The sequence below is a fragment of the Olleya sp. AS48 genome, from assembly GCF_038900355.1.
Classification (GTDB): Bacteria; Bacteroidota; Bacteroidia; order Flavobacteriales; family Flavobacteriaceae; genus Olleya.
This window is the reverse complement of record NZ_JBBMRD010000007.1, coordinates 146,906-163,828: the sequence shown is the minus strand read 5'-3', so window position 1 is coordinate 163,828 and position 16,923 is coordinate 146,906. Positions and strand designations below refer to the sequence as shown.

Here is a 16,923-nt window from a genome sequence, read left to right as displayed (position 1 = left end):
GCTATAAAAATTTAAAAACATTAGTAAATTTGAATAATTAAATAAGATTTTTTAGCCTTACGGCGAATTTCTTTTAGTAAAAAAAAATAGAATTGAAAATGAACCGAGCCATCAAGGCGAACACATTTTACCAAAATATAAAATAGAATTGAAAATGAAGATAGAGCAGATTTATACAGGTTGCTTAGCACATGCAGCATATTATATAGAAAGTAATGGAGAAGCAGCAATTATCGATCCATTAAGGGAAGTGCAACCATACATTAAAAGAGCACAAAAAGACAACGCAAAAATAAAGTACATTTTTGAAACTCATTTTCATGCAGATTTTGTGTCTGGACATTTGGATTTAAAAGAAAAAACAGGTGCTCAAATCGTATTTGGACCTACTGCTAAACCTTCTTATGATGCATTAATTGCAACAGATGGTCAAGTATTTGAAGTTGGAGACTACAAGATTAAAGCTATCCACACTCCAGGACATACAATGGAGAGTACAACATACCTTGTTATTGATCAAAATGGTAAAGAACATGGTATAGTTACAGGAGATACGCTTTTTATAGGCGATGTTGGTCGTCCTGATTTAGCACAAAAAATAGCTTCGGATTTAACACAAGAAAAACTGGCAGGTTATTTATTCGATTCACTTCGTAATAAGATAATGCCATTAAGTGACGACTTAATAGTGTATCCTAATCATGGTGCAGGTTCTGCTTGTGGAAAAAACATGAGTAAAGAAACTACAGATACTTTAGGAAATCAGAAAAAAGTCAATTACGCTTTACGTGCAGACATGACTAAAGACGAATTTATTGCTGAATTATTAGATGGTTTATCAGAGCCACCAGCGTACTTTCCTCAAAACGTTATGATGAATATTAAAGGTTATGAAAGCTTTGATAAAGTAATGACTAAATCTCAAAAACCATTAACACCAAAGGCTTTTGAAGCAGCAGCTAACGAGACTGAAGCTATTGTTTTAGACGTACGTAATCAATCAGAATTTGTAAAAGGACATATTCCACGTTCTATATTTATTGGTATTGATGGTGGATTTGCTCCTTGGGTTGGTGCATTAATTGCAGATGTTAGTCAACCAATTTTATTGGTCATTCCAGAAGGAAGAGAAGAAGAGGTAATCACACGTTTGTCACGTGTTGGATTTGATAATGTAATTGGGTATTTAGACGGTAGTTTTGAGGCTTGGAAAAGCGCAGGAATGGACTACGACACCTTAACATCAATCTCTGCAGAAGAGTTTGCAAAACGATACGAAGACAATAAAGACGTGATTTTTGATGTTAGAAAAGATGGCGAATTTACTGCCGAACATGTCGATGGAGCTAAACATACTGCGTTAGATAATATTAATAGTCATTTAAACGAGTTTCCAGAAGATAAACCGTTTTATATTCATTGTGCTGGTGGTTACAGATCTGTAATTGCAGCATCAATATTAAAAAGCAGAGGTATCCACAATTTAATAGATGTAGCAGGTGGTTATGGTGCCATTAAAAAAACAGATATACCAAGAACAGATTTTGTTTGTCCTACAACATTAAAATAATATTATAATTAATTTTATTAGTAAAAGCGCGTATTGCATTATTGTAATACGCGCTTTTTTTGTGTAACATTAGTTACCGTTTAGGTATATATATTGTGGTAACTTTATCTATTAATATAAAAGTTTGCCTTACGGCGAAATAGTTTTACAAAACCTCAAACTTATATTAAAAATGAACCCAGCATTTTAGCGAACATATTTTACCAAAATTTAAAATAATATTATAAATGAACACTTCAATAACAGTACAAAATTTAAAATGTGGTGGTTGTGCAAACACCATAACTACAAAATTAGCAGAACTAGAAAATATCTCAGAGATTTCAATAGATGTTGACAATAGTGTAGTAGCATTTAGTCATAATAATCAAGCGGAAGTTATAGCAGTAAAAGAACGCCTTAAAACATTAGGTTATCCATCAGTAGATGATGATAATAACTTGGTGTCCAAAGCTAAATCTTTTGTAAGTTGTGCTACTGGCAAGCTTTCAAAATAAAAAAATAGATTATGAAAAAATCCTATCTACTTATTGCTTTAAGCTTGCTTATATTGAGCTGTAATAATACCAACAATAAAAAGCTTTCTGCTTTTGATTTACAAATGGAAGCCAATAAGCATCCAGGAAAAAAGTTAATGGAAATTAACTGCTATACGTGTCACAGTCCATCTGCAAGTCAGTCGGATAGGATTGGACCACCAATGGTTGCTATTAAAAGGCATTACATTGATGAAAACACTACAAAAGCACAATTTGTAGAAAATATGCAATCATGGATTAAAAATCCAAATGCACAAGATGCAAAAATGTTTGGAGCAGTAAAACGTTTTGGTGTTATGCCAAAACAATCATTTCCAGAAGAGACAATTGCTAAAATAGCAGATTATATGTTTGATTATAATATTGATCAACCTGACTGGTTTGAAAAGCATTATAATGAAGAAAAAGGACATGGTAAAGGGTTTGGAAAAAGCCAACAAGAAGAGACTAAGCAACAACAAGCAGAAATAAACTATCATGATTTACCTTATGCGGAACGTGGCCTAAAGTATGCATTAGCAACAAAAGCGGTATTAGGAAAAAATCTAATGGGTTCTATCCAAAAAAAAGGAACTTTGGGTGCTTTAGCGTTTTGTAATGAAAAGGCCTATCCGTTAACAGATAGTATGTCAGTGGTACATAATGCCTCTATTAAAAGGGTGTCTGATAAACCAAGAAATCAAAATAATTTAGCAAATAAAAAAGAATTGACGTATATTAATTCTTTTAAAAACGATATTAAAAATAATAAAGAACCTCAACCAATAGTTGATTTATTAGACGATAAAGTACAAGTATATTATCCAATTACAACCAATGCAATGTGCTTGCAATGTCATGGTAAACCTAATCAGGATATTGAAAAACCTACGTTAACTAGGCTTGCTAAATTATATCCTGAAGATAAAGCTACAGGTTATAATATAAATCAAGTAAGAGGTATTTGGACTATTGTTTTTGATAAATAAATAAAAATAAAATGAGTAAATTTTCAGAAATAATTAATCAAGATTCACCAGTTTTGGTGGATTTTTATGCAGAGTGGTGTGGACCTTGTAAAACTATGAGTCCTATTTTAAAAGACGTAAAAGATAATTTAAAAGACCGTGTGTCTATTATTAAAATTGATGTAGATAAAAATCAAGAACTAGCATCTAAATATCAAGTTAGAGGTGTGCCAACGTTATTGTTATTCAAAAAAGGTAAACAAGTTTGGAGACAATCTGGCGTGCTACAAAAAAACGAATTAATTGATGTTATTACTGCAACGTACTAATGGACTTAAGCGCAAATTTTTGGGATAATAGATACCAATCTAATGATATTGGTTGGGATTTAGGTACTATTTCTCCACCATTAAAAGCTTATTTTGATCAGTTAACCAATTTGGATTTAAAAATTTTAATTCCTGGTGGTGGTAATAGTTATGAGGCAGAATACCTTTTTGATAAAGGTTTTAAAAATGTATATGTAGTCGATTTATCTCAAACCGCTTTAGATAATTTAAAAAATAGAGTGCCCGATTTTCCGTCATCAAATTTAATTTTAAATAATTTTTTTGATTTAGATCAGACGTTTGATCTAATTATAGAGCAAACTTTTTTTTGTGCTATTAATCCTAGCTTGAGAGCTGATTATGCTAAAAAAGCTTCAGACATTTTAAATGTAGATGGTAAAGTTGCAGGTTTATTGTTTGATGCGACTTTAAATACAACACATCCACCTTTTGGAGGTAGTAAAAAGGAGTATTTAGGCTATTTTATACCTTATTTTGATATTAAGATAATGGATGCTTCGTATAACTCCATAAAGCCAAGAGCCGGAAGAGAATTGTTTTTTATTATCCAAAAAATATAAAAATTAGAAAGCTTATTTAAAACTGATAATTGTCATATTAAATATTAACCAACAACAGTAAATTTGTGTTTTACGATAAACACTAAAATTTTAAAATTATGATTTCTCAAAACATCGCATTATATAGTTGGAGTAACGGAGTAGTAATGATTGCTATTTTTGCAGTAATTTGTTTACTGCTTATTGGTTTTTTAGTAAAATCAATGTCTAGTAGTGACAGAAAAGATGACGAAGCAAAAGAAAGATAAGGTCTAGTTATATTTAAATAAAAAGAAGGAGCACATATTAAATGGGCTCCTTCTTTTTTATCTACACTTTTTTAGTTTTAAAACTTATACTGTAAAAACGCAGAAAAGTTACGTCCAGGCTCTGTTATTGGTGTACGTCCAAAATCTTCTTGATTAGTAAAAGAGAAGTTTAAATGATTATTATAAGCTTCATCTAAAGCATTAATTACAGCAACACCTAAAGTAATATTCTTAACGGGTTTAACGCCAAAACGGATGTCTAAAGTTTGATAACCATCCGTTTCGGTTTCTCCAAAACTTCTAGAAATATTATCTTGTTTGGATACGATGTTATATTGTGCATTTCCCCAAAATTTTTCTTTCTGAAATCCTAAAACTAATTTGGTATTAAAAGGAGGCGTTAAAGGCAATGACTCTGCTAAATCTTTGTTTTTAGCATAGACATAAGCAAATTCAGTTTTGAAGTAATAATCGTCTAAAAAATCGATTTCAGCCATAGCTTCAAACCCCGTTTTATAAGCTTCATTTATATTTTTAAATACTTTTACATTGGTTGGGTCTGAAGTAGGATTAAACTTTCTTGTTAATGTTGGATCAATAACACCAACAATATAGTTTTCAAAAAACGAATAATAAAATGATGTTTCGTATTTAAAGCTATTAAATCCATTTTTTAATGGTTGTTTTCCTTTAAAGCCAATTTCAAATTGATTATTTACTTCAGATTTTAAATTAGGATTTCCTACATATTCATAAGGGTCTTGACCAACAGTAAAATGGTTAATAAAACGCTCAATCATATTGGCAGATCGCACACCACGTCCATAAGCAGCTTCCAGTGTAAAATTATTGGTTACTCTTTTTTTAATTGAAATGGTTCCGCTAACATTGTGTTCTGTTCGTTTTTTTAAGTCGTATAAAGCTTCAAAATCGGCTTCTGGATCTTGTATGTCTGAAGTTACATTGTCATAACGTAAACCTGCTGTAATAATGGTTTTAGGGTTAATTGAATACTTAGCTTCTGTAAAAACACCCAAATCTGTAATGTACGAATCTTGCCAAACCTTATCGTTAAACGTTATTGGAGTAGCTAGCATATTCCCATTCATAATTTTAATAATTCTAGTTCTGCCACCATCTCTAGCAACATGCATAGCATCTAGTCCAGAAAAGATATTTAGTTTTTCAAGCGGTTTCCAATTTAATTCTAATTTACCACCAATAGTTGTTGCATCTACCGCAGACGACGCTTCCATCATCATAAAGGACGGTCTGTTATTGTTTGTCATTAAGTGATCAACATAGCTATAATATCCTTTTGCAGTAAAAGATTTAAGGACGTTACCAATGTTATCCAATTTATAGTCTAAAGATAAAATACTGCTGTTATCAAAGTCAGTATCCATTGGTAAAGCTGCGTGTAAGACATCACGACCAAAAGACTGTCTCCAATGTGCTTGTAAACGTTGGTCTTCAGTAAAATTATACCCTAATTTGATGCCGTAATCTGTACTTTTAAAGGACGAGGGGATTTCTGTTCCATTACCGTCTTCATAATTTCCAAAATCTCTGTAACCAGCATTAGCTACAATATCATATTTTTCTTGAATGTATTGTAATTGTGCTAAATTGACTAATGAGCTTCCGTTGCTTTCATAACCACCAGATACTTTTCCGTGTATGCCATAATCTTCATAATCTGGTTTTTGTGTTACTAGATTAACAACACCTCCAAATGTAGCACCATAACGCACAGTATAAGGTCCTTTTATAATTTCAATTTTAGAAATTTCTTCAGGAATAATATGTGTTGTAATGGGATCCATTCTATTTGGACAAGCATGCATTGCTTTGGTACCACCATCATATTGGATGTTTAATTGCTCATATTGAGATGCTCTAAAAGATGGGTCTATAGCATAGTTACCTCTTTTAATTACCGAAAACCCATTGATGTTGTTAAACAAATCAGCAACGTTTTTAGGTTGTACAATGTCTTTTTCATAATTATTAGAAACAATTGTTAATACAGGATCTGTGTTTAATTTTCCAGTAACAATAACTTCGTCTAATTTGTGTACTTTTTGATTTGTAGTGTCTTTTTTAGTTTCGTTTTGATCTTGACTAAAAGACATAGCTGTAATTAGCATGCATAAAAGCACACTATATATTTTTTTCATTTATAGTAGTATTATATTTAACTTCTGTGTTTGGGGTAGATCAACTACCTATACTAAAAGATAAATTATACCTGTGGAGGATGGAAACAATCGTTAATACTGCTAAACGAATACAGGTTTTTGTAAATCGAAGTATTTTGTTTTTTTAGATCGTTTTTGTGTTTGAATGCTAATTTTTCTGTGGTTAGCGTAAATAAAAGAAGCTCTTTAAAATCGACTATATTTTCTGATGTATTTTGCTCTTTATCTAATGATTTTGAAACCTTTTTTAAATGACATTTACCATTACATTGTAACTCAGGTTTATCTTTATTAACACATAAAGCTTCAATAAAACCTATAGGATCTAGTTTATAATAGGCATAAGTTAAGGAGACTCTTGTACTATTAAATAGTATAAGAGTGGTTACACTTAAAGTGAATATATAAGTACTCATTTTCATTAGTGTAAAAATAAAATAACAGTGTGTCATAAAAGGTGACATTTGTTACATTACAGCAGATTTTAGTTGATAGCTAAATCTTATTTTAATATAAGCTTAAGATATTGTTTAAGTGACAAATGTTACACATAGCCACAGCCTTCTAAAGTAATTTTACAGTATCAATAAATTAAAATATATTTACTATGAACACATTAGAAATAACACAACAAGAGGTTTTTGCAATGCCAAGAATTGGTGACAAAGCACCAGAATTTAAAGCAGTAACAACTCAAGGAGATATTAATTACCCATCGGATTATAAAGGAAAATGGTCTATACTATTTAGTCATCCAGCGGATTTCACACCAGTTTGCACATCTGAGTTTATGACATTTGCGCATTTAGAAGAAAAATTTGAAAAAGCAAATTGTAGTTTAATAGGATTGTCTATTGACGGTCTGTACAGTCATATTGCTTGGTTAAGAACCATTAAAGATAAAATTGAATTTAACGGAATGAAAAACATTGAAGTTAAGTTTCCTTTAATAGAAGATATCTCCATGGAAGTTGCTAAAAAATACGGAATGATTCAACCAGGAGAAAGTAAAACGCAAGCGGTTAGAGCAGTCTTTTTTGTAGATCCAAATGAAACTGTTAGAGCTATCATTTATTATCCATTAAGCTTAGGACGTAACTTTGATGAGCTTTACAGAGCATTAATAGCTATGCAAACCTCAGACAAGTTTAATGTAGCTACTCCTGCAGATTGGAATCCTGGAGATGATGTTATTGTATCACCAGCAGGTTCTTGTGGTGTTGCTGAAGAAAGAATGACTTCAACAGAAGATCTAGATTGTAAAGACTGGTTTTTCTGTACTAAAAAATTAGATAAAGATTTAGTATTGGATTCAATCTTAAAAAAGTAAGTCAATTACATTTAAAAAGAGCCTTTTATTAAGGCTCTTTTTTGTAATATAAGTTACATAATAATTAAGCGTTGTGTCGTATTTTTGTATTAAAATAAATAAGCTATGGATACCGAAATTTTAGCCAGAATTCAATTTGCCTTCACCATTGCCTTTCATTATATCTATCCTCCATTAAGTATTGGTATAGGTTTGATCATGGTTATTATGGAAGGACTATATCTTAAAACAGGAAATAAGCATTATGAAGTATTAACTCGCTTTTGGTTAAAAATCTTTGCTATAACTTTTGGTATTGGTGTCGCAACTGGTATTATTATGGAGTTTGAGTTTGGTACCAATTGGGCAGTATATTCAAGATATGTTGGTGATATTTTTGGAAGCGCTTTAGCAGCCGAAGGTTTATTTGCATTTGGATTAGAAAGTGCCTTTTTGGGAGTGTTAATTTTTGGATGGAATCGTGTATCTCCTAGAGTACATTTTATATCTACAATTGGTGTTTTTCTTGGTTCCATGTTTTCGGCAGTTTGGATTGTTGTAGCTAATAGTTGGCAACAAACACCAGCTGGTTATCATATAGTTGGCGAAGGATTTAATGCTAGAGCAGAAGTGACAGATTTTTGGGCAATGGTTTTTAATCCTTCTAGTGTAGATAGGATTATTCATGTTTGGCAAGGTGCATTTTTAGCAGGTGCGTTTTTAGTTTTAAGTGTGCATGCTTACTATTTACTTAAAGGTCGATATGTTGAAATTTCAAAAAAAGCATTTAAAATTGCTTTAGGTTTGGCAACTATTATATCATTAACTCAATTACTTTCAGGGCATAGTTCGGCAGATGGTGTGGCTGTAAATCAGCCAGCAAAATTAGCAGCAATGGAAGGGCATTATGACAAATCTGCACCTGCTGATTTATACTTGTTTGGTTGGGTAAATGATAAAACGCAAGAAGTGACAGGTATTGGTATACCAGGAGGTTTGTCTTTTTTGGTACATCAAGATTTTGAAGCTCCAATTACTGGATTAAATGCTTTTCCAGAAGAGGATAGACCAGGTCAAGTAAATGCAGTGTTTCAATTTTATCACATTATGATTTCTATTGGTATGTTTTTAATTGGATTAACATTGTATGCTTCGTTTTTATGGTGGAAAGGAACTTTATTTAAAAAACGATGGTTATTAAAAATCTTTGCATTTTCAGTCTTACTGCCACAAATAGCAAATCAAGTCGGATGGTTTGCTGCAGAGATGGGACGTCAACCATGGATTGTTTATGGACATTTAAGAACTAACGAAGGATTTTCGCAAGAAGTGTCTTCTAATCAAATTTTATTCTCTTTAATTTTATTTTTAGTAGTCTATACTATATTGTTTTTATTATTCCTTTATTCTGTAAATAAAAAGATAAAGCATGGTCCTTATGATGAAGCTAAAAACCCAGATGAATTTTTAAAATACGTTTAATACAAAATTATGGAAACAATATTAGGTATAGATTATCCAACACTTTGGTATTTAGTTGTGGGTTTATTATTTTCTGGTTACGCCATCTTAGAAGGCTTCGATTATGGCGCAGGAGCATGGCATTTATTTTTAAAAAAAGACTTAAGTCGTCGTATTGCAATTAATGCAATTGGTCCATTATGGGATGCAAATCAAGTCTGGTTAATTATTGGTGGAGGCGCATTATTTGCTGGTTTTCCGGTTATGTATGCTACGATGTTGTCCGCCATGTATATTCCTTTCATGTTATTTTTAATGCTATTAGTGTTAAGATCTTCTGCAATAAAATTTAGAAGTGCTGAAGACATGACTTGGTGGCGAAAAACATGGGATATTATTTATTTTGTTTCCAACACGTTAATAGCTTTTTTATTAGGTGTTGTCTTAGGTAATGTTTTGCAAGGTTTTGAATTAGGAGAAAACTTGACCTATCAAGGTGGTGTTTTCTTCTCATTTTTAAGTCCTTATGCTATTATGGTTGGATTTACAACATTATCTATTTTTATGACACAAGGTGCAATTTTTTTATTACTAAAAACGGAAGGTCGTTTGCATGCTAGATTAACGTTTTTGCTAAAAAAAGGAATGATTTTCTTTATAATAAGTTTTGCAGTAACATCATTATATACTTTGACTTTTTTACACGGAGTTACAGATAAATTTAAAGAAAACCCTGTGTTTTTTGCATTACCTATTCTAGCTTTTTTAGCGGTAGCTAATGTACCTAGATTAGTGTCTAAGAAAAAATATGCTAATGCTTTAGTTTTTTCATCTTTAACTATGGCTTTTTTATTAATGTTAGTTGCTTTTCAATTATATCCAGTATTATTACCTTCGACTATAGACCCTAAATACAGCGTAACTATATACAATGCAGCGTCTTCGCAAAAGTCACTGGGTATTATGTTAACTATTGTGGCTATTGGAGCACCATTATTAGCTGGTTATTTCTTGTTTTTATATAAAACTTTTCATGGTAAAGTAAAATTGGACGATACTAGTTACTAGTTATGTAACATAAGTAGCTGTGCAGGTTTTAAGTATATAATATCTTTATTAAAAATTCACAGATTATGTCTAAAATCGTCATTTTAGGAGCCGGAATTTCTGGTCATGTAGCAGCTTCTCATATAAGAAGAAAACTATCTAAAGATCACGAAGTTATTGTGGTATCTCCTAACAGTAATTACCAATGGATTCCTTCCAATATTTGGGTTGGAATTGGTAGAATGAAATCAAAAAAAATCTTATTCCCATTAGCACCTTTATACAAAAAGAAAGGAATAGGTTATAAACAAGCTAAAGCAATTTCGTTTTTTCCTGAAGGCGATAAAAATGAGGATAAACCATATGTTTTATCAGAGTATGTCGCAGGAGCTAATAAAGGTCAACAAGAAAAAATAACTTACGATTATTTAATTAATGCTACTGGACCAAAATTAAATTTTGAAGCGACAGAAGGCTTAATTCCTGGACAAAATAAAACCTATTCTGTTTGTACTTATACACATGCAGACCATGCTTGGGAAGGTTTAAATGAAGTTATTCAGCAAATGAAAGCTGGTAAAAAAGCTAAAATATTGATTGGTACAGGTCACGCAAAATCAACTTGCCAAGGTGCTGCGTTTGAGTATATTTTAAATGTAGAACAGGAGTTGCGTAAGCACAATGTACGCAATATGGCAGAAGTCACTTGGATTTCTAACGAATACCAATTAGGCGATTTTGGGATGGATGGTATGTTGTTAAGCTACGGAAGCATAACCATGAAATCTCATGAAATGGTCGAAATGATTTTTGAAGATAGAGGCATCAAGTGGATATTGGGAGCAGGTGTAAACAAAATTGAAGATGGCATTGCACATTATGAAAACTTGGAAGGAGAATATAAGACTGAAACTTATGATTTTGCAATGTTAATTCCATCATTTTCTGGTCATGGTTTTAAAGCTTTTGATAAAAATGAAAACGACATCACAGAAAAACTATTTAAAGGGTTTATGATTGTAGATGCGGATTATACAACAAAACCATACGAAGAATGGTCTGTAAAAGATTGGCCAGAAACGTATCAAAACCCAAGTTATAAAAATATTTTTGCTCCAGGAATTGCATTTGCGCCTCCACACGCCATTTCTAAGCCAAGAACTAGCAAAAACGGAACAGTTATTTCGCCAGCACCTCCACGTACTGGAATGCCCTCTGGTATTACTGCCAAATTGGTCGCAGATAATATTATTGACTCTATAAAAACAGGAAAAGAATCGTTAAATCATAAAGGATCTATGGGTAACATGGGGGCAGCTTGTATTGCTTCCGCTGGTTATGGTATGACAAAGGGAAGTGGTGTTAGTATTACCACGTATCCTATTGTTCCTGACTACGAAAAATATCCAAAAACACAAGGTAGACAATTAGGAAAAACCTTTGGAGAAATTGGTTTAGCAGGACATTGGTTAAAACTAGCGTTGCATTATGCGTTTATCTATAAAGCAAAAATGAAACCTTTTTGGTGGTTGATTCCGGAATAGGAATCAAATTAAAACAGGTTGATTCCGGAATAGGAATCAAATTAAAACAGGTTGATTCCAGTATAGGAATCAAATTAAAACAGGTTGATTCCGGAATAGGAATCAAATTAAAACAGGTTGATTCCGGAATAGGAATCAAATTAAAACAGGTTGATTCTAGAATAGTTGGAGTGGCCAATTTTTTAATTGCTGAATATTGCTCATTCTGAAAGATCAAAAGAAGTATTCACAATCTCATGAAAATTTTACAAGAATTTAATAAGTATCAAAATGACAGAAAGAATATCAAAATATCAAAGATTTAAAATGATGAATCCAATCATTCAGTTTTTTAAATTCATTTATTTAAGTATAAAAATAATGGTCGTGGTAGCAGGAGGACATGGAGGTACCAGAAGCTAATCAGAAGTAATAGCTGGTCTCTTTTAAATAGATTCTGAAGTTATAATATGCACACCCATAGCAACCATCTTAATTTTAATAATTTCAAATGCTTCTAGATCTAAAGGTTTAGAAGCATCTTCAATAAAATAGCATTCAAAACCTTCTTGAATAGCATCGCGAATAGAAAAGTAAACACAAATATCAGATGCTAGACCACAAAAATAGAGTTTTGTGACCTCCTTTTCTTTTAGATAACCTGTTAATCCTGTTGCTTTTAAATGGTTGTTGTCATAAAAGGCGCTATAACTATCAATATTAATATCGGTTCCTTTTCTAAAAATAGCTTCGTATTTTGTAATGTCTAATTCTGGATGTAATTCGGCTCCTTTACTGCCTTGTACACAATGTTCTGGCCACAAGGTTTGCATTTGTCCACGCCAATCAATACTCTCAAAATCAGATTTCCCTTCGTGATTTACAGCAAAGCTAGAATGCGCTTTTGGGTGCCAATCTTGTGTAGCTACAATCAAGTCGAATTTATCTTGTATGCTATTTATTACATGTACAATATTATTACCGTTGGGAACAGGAAGTGATCCTCCAGGAATAAAATCGTTTTGTACATCAATGACTAAAAGTGTTTTCATAGTTTGACTATTTTTTAATAAATTAGACTCTGATTTATCTAACCATCTGCAGTGTTACTTTAGTTTTTATGTTTGTTAATTAGATCATTTCGTTCCTTTTTAAGTTGACTACTTAATCCAATTTTATAGGTATGCGGATTTTGAAAACGTTTATATTCATCCGGAAGTTGAGCTAAACGCGATTGCGAATATTCAGCAATTTCGTTAACCGTTCTTGCAGGTATTACACGCTTACCATCTTCCATTACTAGCTCTAATAATGGCTCTTTTTTTAACGCCTTAATATTTATTTGCTTGGTAATATCAAAAGGGTGTTCCATTTGATCAATCTCACCTTCGGTATAAATCGCGACAGCATCTGCACCATAAAATTGTCCATCGTTATCAATCATGCGATACACTTGTTTTTTAAACGGTAGTGATACTTTTATAATGTTTTCAGAGAGTTTAATTCTTGGGTCACCATTGTATTCAGATAATTTATATACACCATCTAACGCAGCGTCTGGTCGTCCTGTAACCAAATTAGTACCTACACCAAAAACGTCAATAGGTGCCTGTTGTTCTTTTAAACTTTTTATAACATATTCATCTAACTGATTAGAGACTACAATTTTCACATAACTTAAATCAGCAGCATCCAAAATGGCTCTCGCTTTTTTAGATAAATAGGCTAAATCACCACTGTCCAATCGGATTCCAAAAAGTTTCTCACCTTTTTCTTCCATTTCTTTGGCAACTGTAATCGCATTTGGAAGTCCTAATTTTAGGGTATTATAAGTATCAATTAAAAGCACACAGTTTTTAGGTCGTACTTGCGCAAAATCACGAAATGCGTCTAATTCATTATCATAACTTTGGATAAACGAATGTGCCATTGTTCCTGTAGATGCGATGTTGTAATCTTCTGCAGCTTTCACATTACTAGTACTATCAAAACCTCCAATAGCAGCAGCTCTAGACGCATAATAACCACCTGTAGCATGTGCGCGACGTAATCCCATATCTAATAAAATGGCATCTTTTGCACTATAGCGTATTCTGCTGGCTTTAGTTGCAATTAAGGTTTGAAAATTAAGAATATTTAGTAAAAGGGTTTCTATAATTTGTGCTTCTATAATATTGGCTTCAACCTGTAAAATGGGACGGTTAGGAAAAACAACATCACCTTCTTTACTAGAACGAATACTTCCTTTAAAGCTAAAGTTTTTCAAATACTCTAAAAACTCGTTCTCAAATCCTTTTTGCTTTAAATAAGAAATATCAGACTCTGAGAATTTAAGCGACTCCAATATATCTAAAACATCTTCCAATCCTGCAAATATGGCATACCCATTATCAAAAGGATTACGACGGTAATAATAGTCAAATACAGCTTTACCATTTGGTTTAGTAACAAAATAGACTTGCGCCATTGTAATTTGATATAGATCCGTATATGCTGCAGTAATGTCCATAAATTTATAAGTTTAGTTTACAAGGTATTCAAAATTTGAAAGATTTCCATTCTCAAATTCTAAAGAAATTAATAGTATTTAATAATTAGTCTAGATGAAATTAAATAGTGGTTTTAAACCGAAATTAATTCCCTTTCACACGTTGCCAAAGTTCTGATAACAGCTTTTTACCGTCATTAGAATCTTTTGGAGCTTCAATAAATGAAACTTTACCAGAAGGATCAACGTCTAATTTGTATTTAAAAACAAAACTGTCTGATTTTGGTTTTAAACTTAATAATCCAAAACGTAAATCGTTAAAATAAAGGGTGTTTTCTGTTTTAGTAATTGTGTACCAACCTTCCGTAATGGTAATCATTTGCTTTACACTTTTATCTTCAACAAGACTACCTAGTAAGTCGTGGTTTTTTGGATAGCTTTCAAAAGTGATAGGTTGGCTGTCAAAAAACGAATAATTCCCCAATAAATAAGCATCATTAGTTTGCACATTAGCACTCCAAAGTATCGTGTTTAATGCAGATGGTCTAGTGTCAATATCTAAATAAGCAATGTTTTGTTCTTTTAAAGCAGATTCAAATTTTGTGTAAGCTGCCCATTTTAAAAGTAGCGTAATGGCTAAGTACGTCGTACTTATTATTAATCCCATATTGTTATAAAATCGTCGTTTTGCAGTGGTCCGTTTTTGACGCATCGCTAAAATTAAAAATATCAGAAAAGGGACTGTGTACAAAGGGTCAACTACAAATATGTTTTTAAAAGCTAATCGTAAATCAAAAGGCCAAAACAGTTGTGTTCCCCAAGTGGTGTGTGCATCTAATATAGGATGAGTTACAAAAGCTAAAAAGAATAGCCAAGTCCAGTTTTTAAAGTTTTTATAGGTTTCGTATCTCGTGACAATCCAAGCTAAAATAGGGGCAAACAGCACAGAAAACACAATAGAGTGCGTAAACCCACGATGTACATAAAGTGCTGTAACATTGTCCGTAAAAAAAGAGGCTAAAACATCTAAATCCGGAATGGTTCCTGCAATAGCACCATAAAGCATGGCCTTGTTTCCAACTTTTCTACCTAAAACAGCTTCTCCTACAGCTGCTCCTAATACTATTTGTGTTAATGAATCCATATAGCATGCAAAAGTAAGAGATACTAATTTATTTATAACAAGACTTCGGTTTTATGTTGCATTTTGCTTGGTAACTTATGTTACCGACCAAGCTATTTATGTAATGTACATTTGTATTGTAAATTAATTATTGATGAAAAAACACATTTATATACCATTATTACTGTTAGGGTTAACACTTTCGGTTCATGCGCAACAAGTGGTTCCAATTGCAAAATCTGATGTTTTGTCAAAGGTATCTGAGAATAATACTAGTATAAAAATTTCTGAACAAGATTTTAATGCAGCCAAAGCAGATTACCGACAAACCAATGCAGTGTTTTTGCCAAACATTACAGCAAGTCACACTGCAATGGCGACGACTAACCCTTTAATGGCTTTTGGTTCTAAATTAAATCAGGAGATTTTAAGCTCAAACGATTTTAATCCTGCGTTATTAAATGATCCTTCGCAGATTGAAAACTATGCTACTAAATTCGAAATTCAGCAACCATTAATTAATTTGGATGGTATTTACCAACGTAAAGCTGCTAAGTCAAAAATGGAAGCCATGTCTTTAAAGACAAAACGCACGCAAGATTACTTAGCTTTTGAAGTGGATAAAGCTTACATGCAATTACAATTAGCCTATAAAGCGGTAGACGTGTTAGAAAAAGCATTAGAAGCAGCAAATGCTAATAAAAAATTAGCAGAGGACAGTTTTAAACAAGGGTATTTACAACGTGCAGATGTGCTGAATGTTGAAGTACGTGTGACTGAAGTTCAAAATCAATTACAAACAGCTAAAAGTAATGTGCAAAATGCGTCTAATTATTTGTCTTTTTTAATGAATGATGATACTTATGTTGTGTATATGCCAAGTGATGAATTGTCCATTGCAACGTTTACTTTGGACGATAAAAAGGTTTCAGAAAATCGTTCTGACATTAAAGCCATGCAATTAGCAACCAATGCTTATGAAGCGATAAATAAAGCTGATAAAATGGCTTTTTTACCACGTCTAAATGCGTTTGGAAGTTATGAGTTGTATGACGATCAAATTTTCCAAGGAAGTGCTAATGGGTACCTTTTCGGAGCACAATTAAGTTGGGATATATTTCAAGGGTCTAAACGTATTGGTAAAGCTCAAAAAAGTAAATCAGAATTCGAAAAATCTAAATTAGAATACAAGCAATATGTATCTAAAAGTAATTTAGAATTAAACAAAGCTAAACGCGCCTTTATAGATGCTGATAATAAGTTGAAATTAACAACTTTAGCATTGCAACAGTCAGAAGAATCTTTACGTATTAGAACTAACAGATTTAAAGAAGGTCTAGAAAAAACGTCTGATTTATTAATTGCCGAAACGCAATATGCACAAAAGCAATTGGAATATTACCAAACCATTTTTGAATACAATTACACACAAGCATATTTACAATTTTTAACTAAAGAATAAAAAAGATACAAGAATATAGAACCAAGAATCAAGATTGATTTCCAAGAGTTCTTAATTATAAAAATGTCACACTAAGCGCAGTCGAAGTGTCTTAA

Annotated in this window: 17 protein-coding genes; 12 read left to right on the top strand and 5 right to left on the bottom strand. The window is 32.2% G+C overall.

Translation table 11 applies throughout. The annotated features are described in order from the left end of the window. Positions 1-154: 154 nt before the first annotated feature. The 6 genes from WNY60_RS10440 to WNY60_RS10415 all read left to right on the top strand — a co-directional run bounded on the left by WNY60_RS10440 (position 155) and on the right by WNY60_RS10415 (position 4,214). Positions 155-1,570 (top strand): MBL fold metallo-hydrolase, encoded by a 1,416-nt coding sequence (locus WNY60_RS10440; RefSeq protein ID WP_342862333.1) that lies wholly within the window; start codon positions 155-157, stop codon positions 1,568-1,570. Between the two features lie 227 nt (positions 1,571-1,797). Then, positions 1,798-2,067, top strand: a complete 270-nt coding sequence (locus WNY60_RS10435; protein WP_342862332.1) for a heavy-metal-associated domain-containing protein — start codon at positions 1,798-1,800, stop codon at positions 2,065-2,067. Between the two features lie 11 nt (positions 2,068-2,078). Beyond that, entirely contained in the window at positions 2,079-3,077 is a 999-nt protein-coding gene (locus tag WNY60_RS10430) for a DUF3365 domain-containing protein (RefSeq protein ID WP_342862331.1), read from the top strand. 11 nt (positions 3,078-3,088) lie between these two features. Further along, positions 3,089-3,385, top strand: a complete 297-nt coding sequence (trxA, locus tag WNY60_RS10425; protein ID WP_145001409.1) for a thioredoxin — start codon at positions 3,089-3,091, stop codon at positions 3,383-3,385. Next, a complete protein-coding gene (locus WNY60_RS10420; protein ID WP_342862330.1) occupies positions 3,385-3,966 on the top strand; it encodes a methyltransferase domain-containing protein in 582 nt (193 codons plus the stop codon). Before trxA ends, WNY60_RS10420 begins: the two co-directional genes overlap by 1 nt. A gap of 98 nt (positions 3,967-4,064) precedes the next feature. Beyond that, the gene (locus tag WNY60_RS10415) at positions 4,065-4,214 is read left to right on the top strand and encodes a hypothetical protein (protein WP_186439176.1); all 150 of its coding nucleotides are present in this window, start codon (positions 4,065-4,067) and stop codon (positions 4,212-4,214) included. Positions 4,215-4,291: 77 nt separating this feature from the next. Here the strand turns inward: WNY60_RS10415 and WNY60_RS10410 are convergent, their stop codons facing one another. After that, complete coding sequence (locus WNY60_RS10410) at positions 4,292-6,394, bottom strand: TonB-dependent receptor (protein ID WP_342862329.1); 2,103 nt, start codon at positions 6,392-6,394, stop codon at positions 4,292-4,294. A 65-nt stretch (positions 6,395-6,459) separates the two neighbouring features. Further along, positions 6,460-6,831: a hypothetical protein gene (locus tag WNY60_RS10405; RefSeq protein ID WP_051419274.1), complete on the bottom strand. Its 372-nt coding sequence runs from the start codon at positions 6,829-6,831 to the stop codon at positions 6,460-6,462. Between the two features lie 191 nt (positions 6,832-7,022). On the opposite strand from WNY60_RS10405, the gene WNY60_RS10400 reads away from it, so the two are divergent. From WNY60_RS10400 to WNY60_RS10380, 5 genes are all read left to right on the top strand, one after another. After that, on the top strand, positions 7,023-7,745 hold the full coding sequence (locus WNY60_RS10400; RefSeq protein WP_342862328.1) for a peroxiredoxin: 723 nt from the start codon (positions 7,023-7,025) through the stop codon (positions 7,743-7,745). 105 nt (positions 7,746-7,850) lie between these two features. Then, complete coding sequence (locus WNY60_RS10395) at positions 7,851-9,206, top strand: cytochrome ubiquinol oxidase subunit I (RefSeq protein WP_342862327.1); 1,356 nt, start codon at positions 7,851-7,853, stop codon at positions 9,204-9,206. A 9-nt stretch (positions 9,207-9,215) separates the two neighbouring features. Next, positions 9,216-10,253: a cytochrome d ubiquinol oxidase subunit II gene (cydB, locus tag WNY60_RS10390; protein WP_342862325.1), complete on the top strand. Its 1,038-nt coding sequence runs from the start codon at positions 9,216-9,218 to the stop codon at positions 10,251-10,253. Between the two features lie 65 nt (positions 10,254-10,318). Beyond that, on the top strand, positions 10,319-11,776 hold the full coding sequence (locus WNY60_RS10385) for an FAD/NAD(P)-binding oxidoreductase (protein ID WP_342862324.1): 1,458 nt from the start codon (positions 10,319-10,321) through the stop codon (positions 11,774-11,776). Positions 11,777-12,046: 270 nt separating this feature from the next. Then, entirely contained in the window at positions 12,047-12,178 is a 132-nt protein-coding gene (locus tag WNY60_RS10380) for a hypothetical protein (protein ID WP_261375294.1), read from the top strand. 23 nt (positions 12,179-12,201) lie between these two features. Here WNY60_RS10380 and pncA read toward each other — a convergent pair whose 3' ends face one another. From pncA to WNY60_RS10365, 3 genes are all read right to left on the bottom strand, one after another. After that, positions 12,202-12,807 (bottom strand): bifunctional nicotinamidase/pyrazinamidase, encoded by a 606-nt coding sequence (pncA, locus tag WNY60_RS10375; RefSeq protein WP_342862323.1) that lies wholly within the window; start codon positions 12,805-12,807, stop codon positions 12,202-12,204. A gap of 59 nt (positions 12,808-12,866) precedes the next feature. Continuing rightward, a complete protein-coding gene (locus WNY60_RS10370; RefSeq protein WP_342862322.1) occupies positions 12,867-14,264 on the bottom strand; it encodes a nicotinate phosphoribosyltransferase in 1,398 nt (465 codons plus the stop codon). A gap of 124 nt (positions 14,265-14,388) precedes the next feature. Further along, positions 14,389-15,387 (bottom strand): metal-dependent hydrolase, encoded by a 999-nt coding sequence (locus WNY60_RS10365; RefSeq protein WP_342862321.1) that lies wholly within the window; start codon positions 15,385-15,387, stop codon positions 14,389-14,391. Positions 15,388-15,520: 133 nt separating this feature from the next. On the opposite strand from WNY60_RS10365, the gene WNY60_RS10360 reads away from it, so the two are divergent. Next, a complete protein-coding gene (locus tag WNY60_RS10360) occupies positions 15,521-16,828 on the top strand; it encodes a TolC family protein (RefSeq protein ID WP_342862320.1) in 1,308 nt (435 codons plus the stop codon). Positions 16,829-16,923: the final 95 nt, after the last annotated feature.

Bases quoted from the DNA above. Each gene is read 5' to 3' on its own strand.
- WNY60_RS10440 (WP_342862333.1), top strand. From the start codon at position 155: ATGAAGATAGAGCAGATTTATACAGGTTGCTTAGCACATGCAGCATAT.
- WNY60_RS10435 (WP_342862332.1), top strand. From the start codon at position 1,798: ATGAACACTTCAATAACAGTACAAAATTTAAAATGTGGTGGTTGTGCA.
- WNY60_RS10430 (WP_342862331.1), top strand. From the start codon at position 2,079: ATGAAAAAATCCTATCTACTTATTGCTTTAAGCTTGCTTATATTGAGC.
- trxA (WP_145001409.1), top strand. From the start codon at position 3,089: ATGAGTAAATTTTCAGAAATAATTAATCAAGATTCACCAGTTTTGGTG.
- WNY60_RS10420 (WP_342862330.1), top strand. From the start codon at position 3,385: ATGGACTTAAGCGCAAATTTTTGGGATAATAGATACCAATCTAATGAT.
- WNY60_RS10415 (WP_186439176.1), top strand. From the start codon at position 4,065: ATGATTTCTCAAAACATCGCATTATATAGTTGGAGTAACGGAGTAGTA.
- WNY60_RS10410 (WP_342862329.1), bottom strand. From the start codon at position 6,394: ATGAAAAAAATATATAGTGTGCTTTTATGCATGCTAATTACAGCTATG.
- WNY60_RS10405 (WP_051419274.1), bottom strand. From the start codon at position 6,831: ATGAGTACTTATATATTCACTTTAAGTGTAACCACTCTTATACTATTT.
- WNY60_RS10400 (WP_342862328.1), top strand. From the start codon at position 7,023: ATGAACACATTAGAAATAACACAACAAGAGGTTTTTGCAATGCCAAGA.
- WNY60_RS10395 (WP_342862327.1), top strand. From the start codon at position 7,851: ATGGATACCGAAATTTTAGCCAGAATTCAATTTGCCTTCACCATTGCC.
- cydB (WP_342862325.1), top strand. From the start codon at position 9,216: ATGGAAACAATATTAGGTATAGATTATCCAACACTTTGGTATTTAGTT.
- WNY60_RS10385 (WP_342862324.1), top strand. From the start codon at position 10,319: ATGTCTAAAATCGTCATTTTAGGAGCCGGAATTTCTGGTCATGTAGCA.
- WNY60_RS10380 (WP_261375294.1), top strand. From the start codon at position 12,047: ATGACAGAAAGAATATCAAAATATCAAAGATTTAAAATGATGAATCCA.
- pncA (WP_342862323.1), bottom strand. From the start codon at position 12,807: ATGAAAACACTTTTAGTCATTGATGTACAAAACGATTTTATTCCTGGA.
- WNY60_RS10370 (WP_342862322.1), bottom strand. From the start codon at position 14,264: ATGGACATTACTGCAGCATATACGGATCTATATCAAATTACAATGGCG.
- WNY60_RS10365 (WP_342862321.1), bottom strand. From the start codon at position 15,387: ATGGATTCATTAACACAAATAGTATTAGGAGCAGCTGTAGGAGAAGCT.
- WNY60_RS10360 (WP_342862320.1), top strand. From the start codon at position 15,521: ATGAAAAAACACATTTATATACCATTATTACTGTTAGGGTTAACACTT.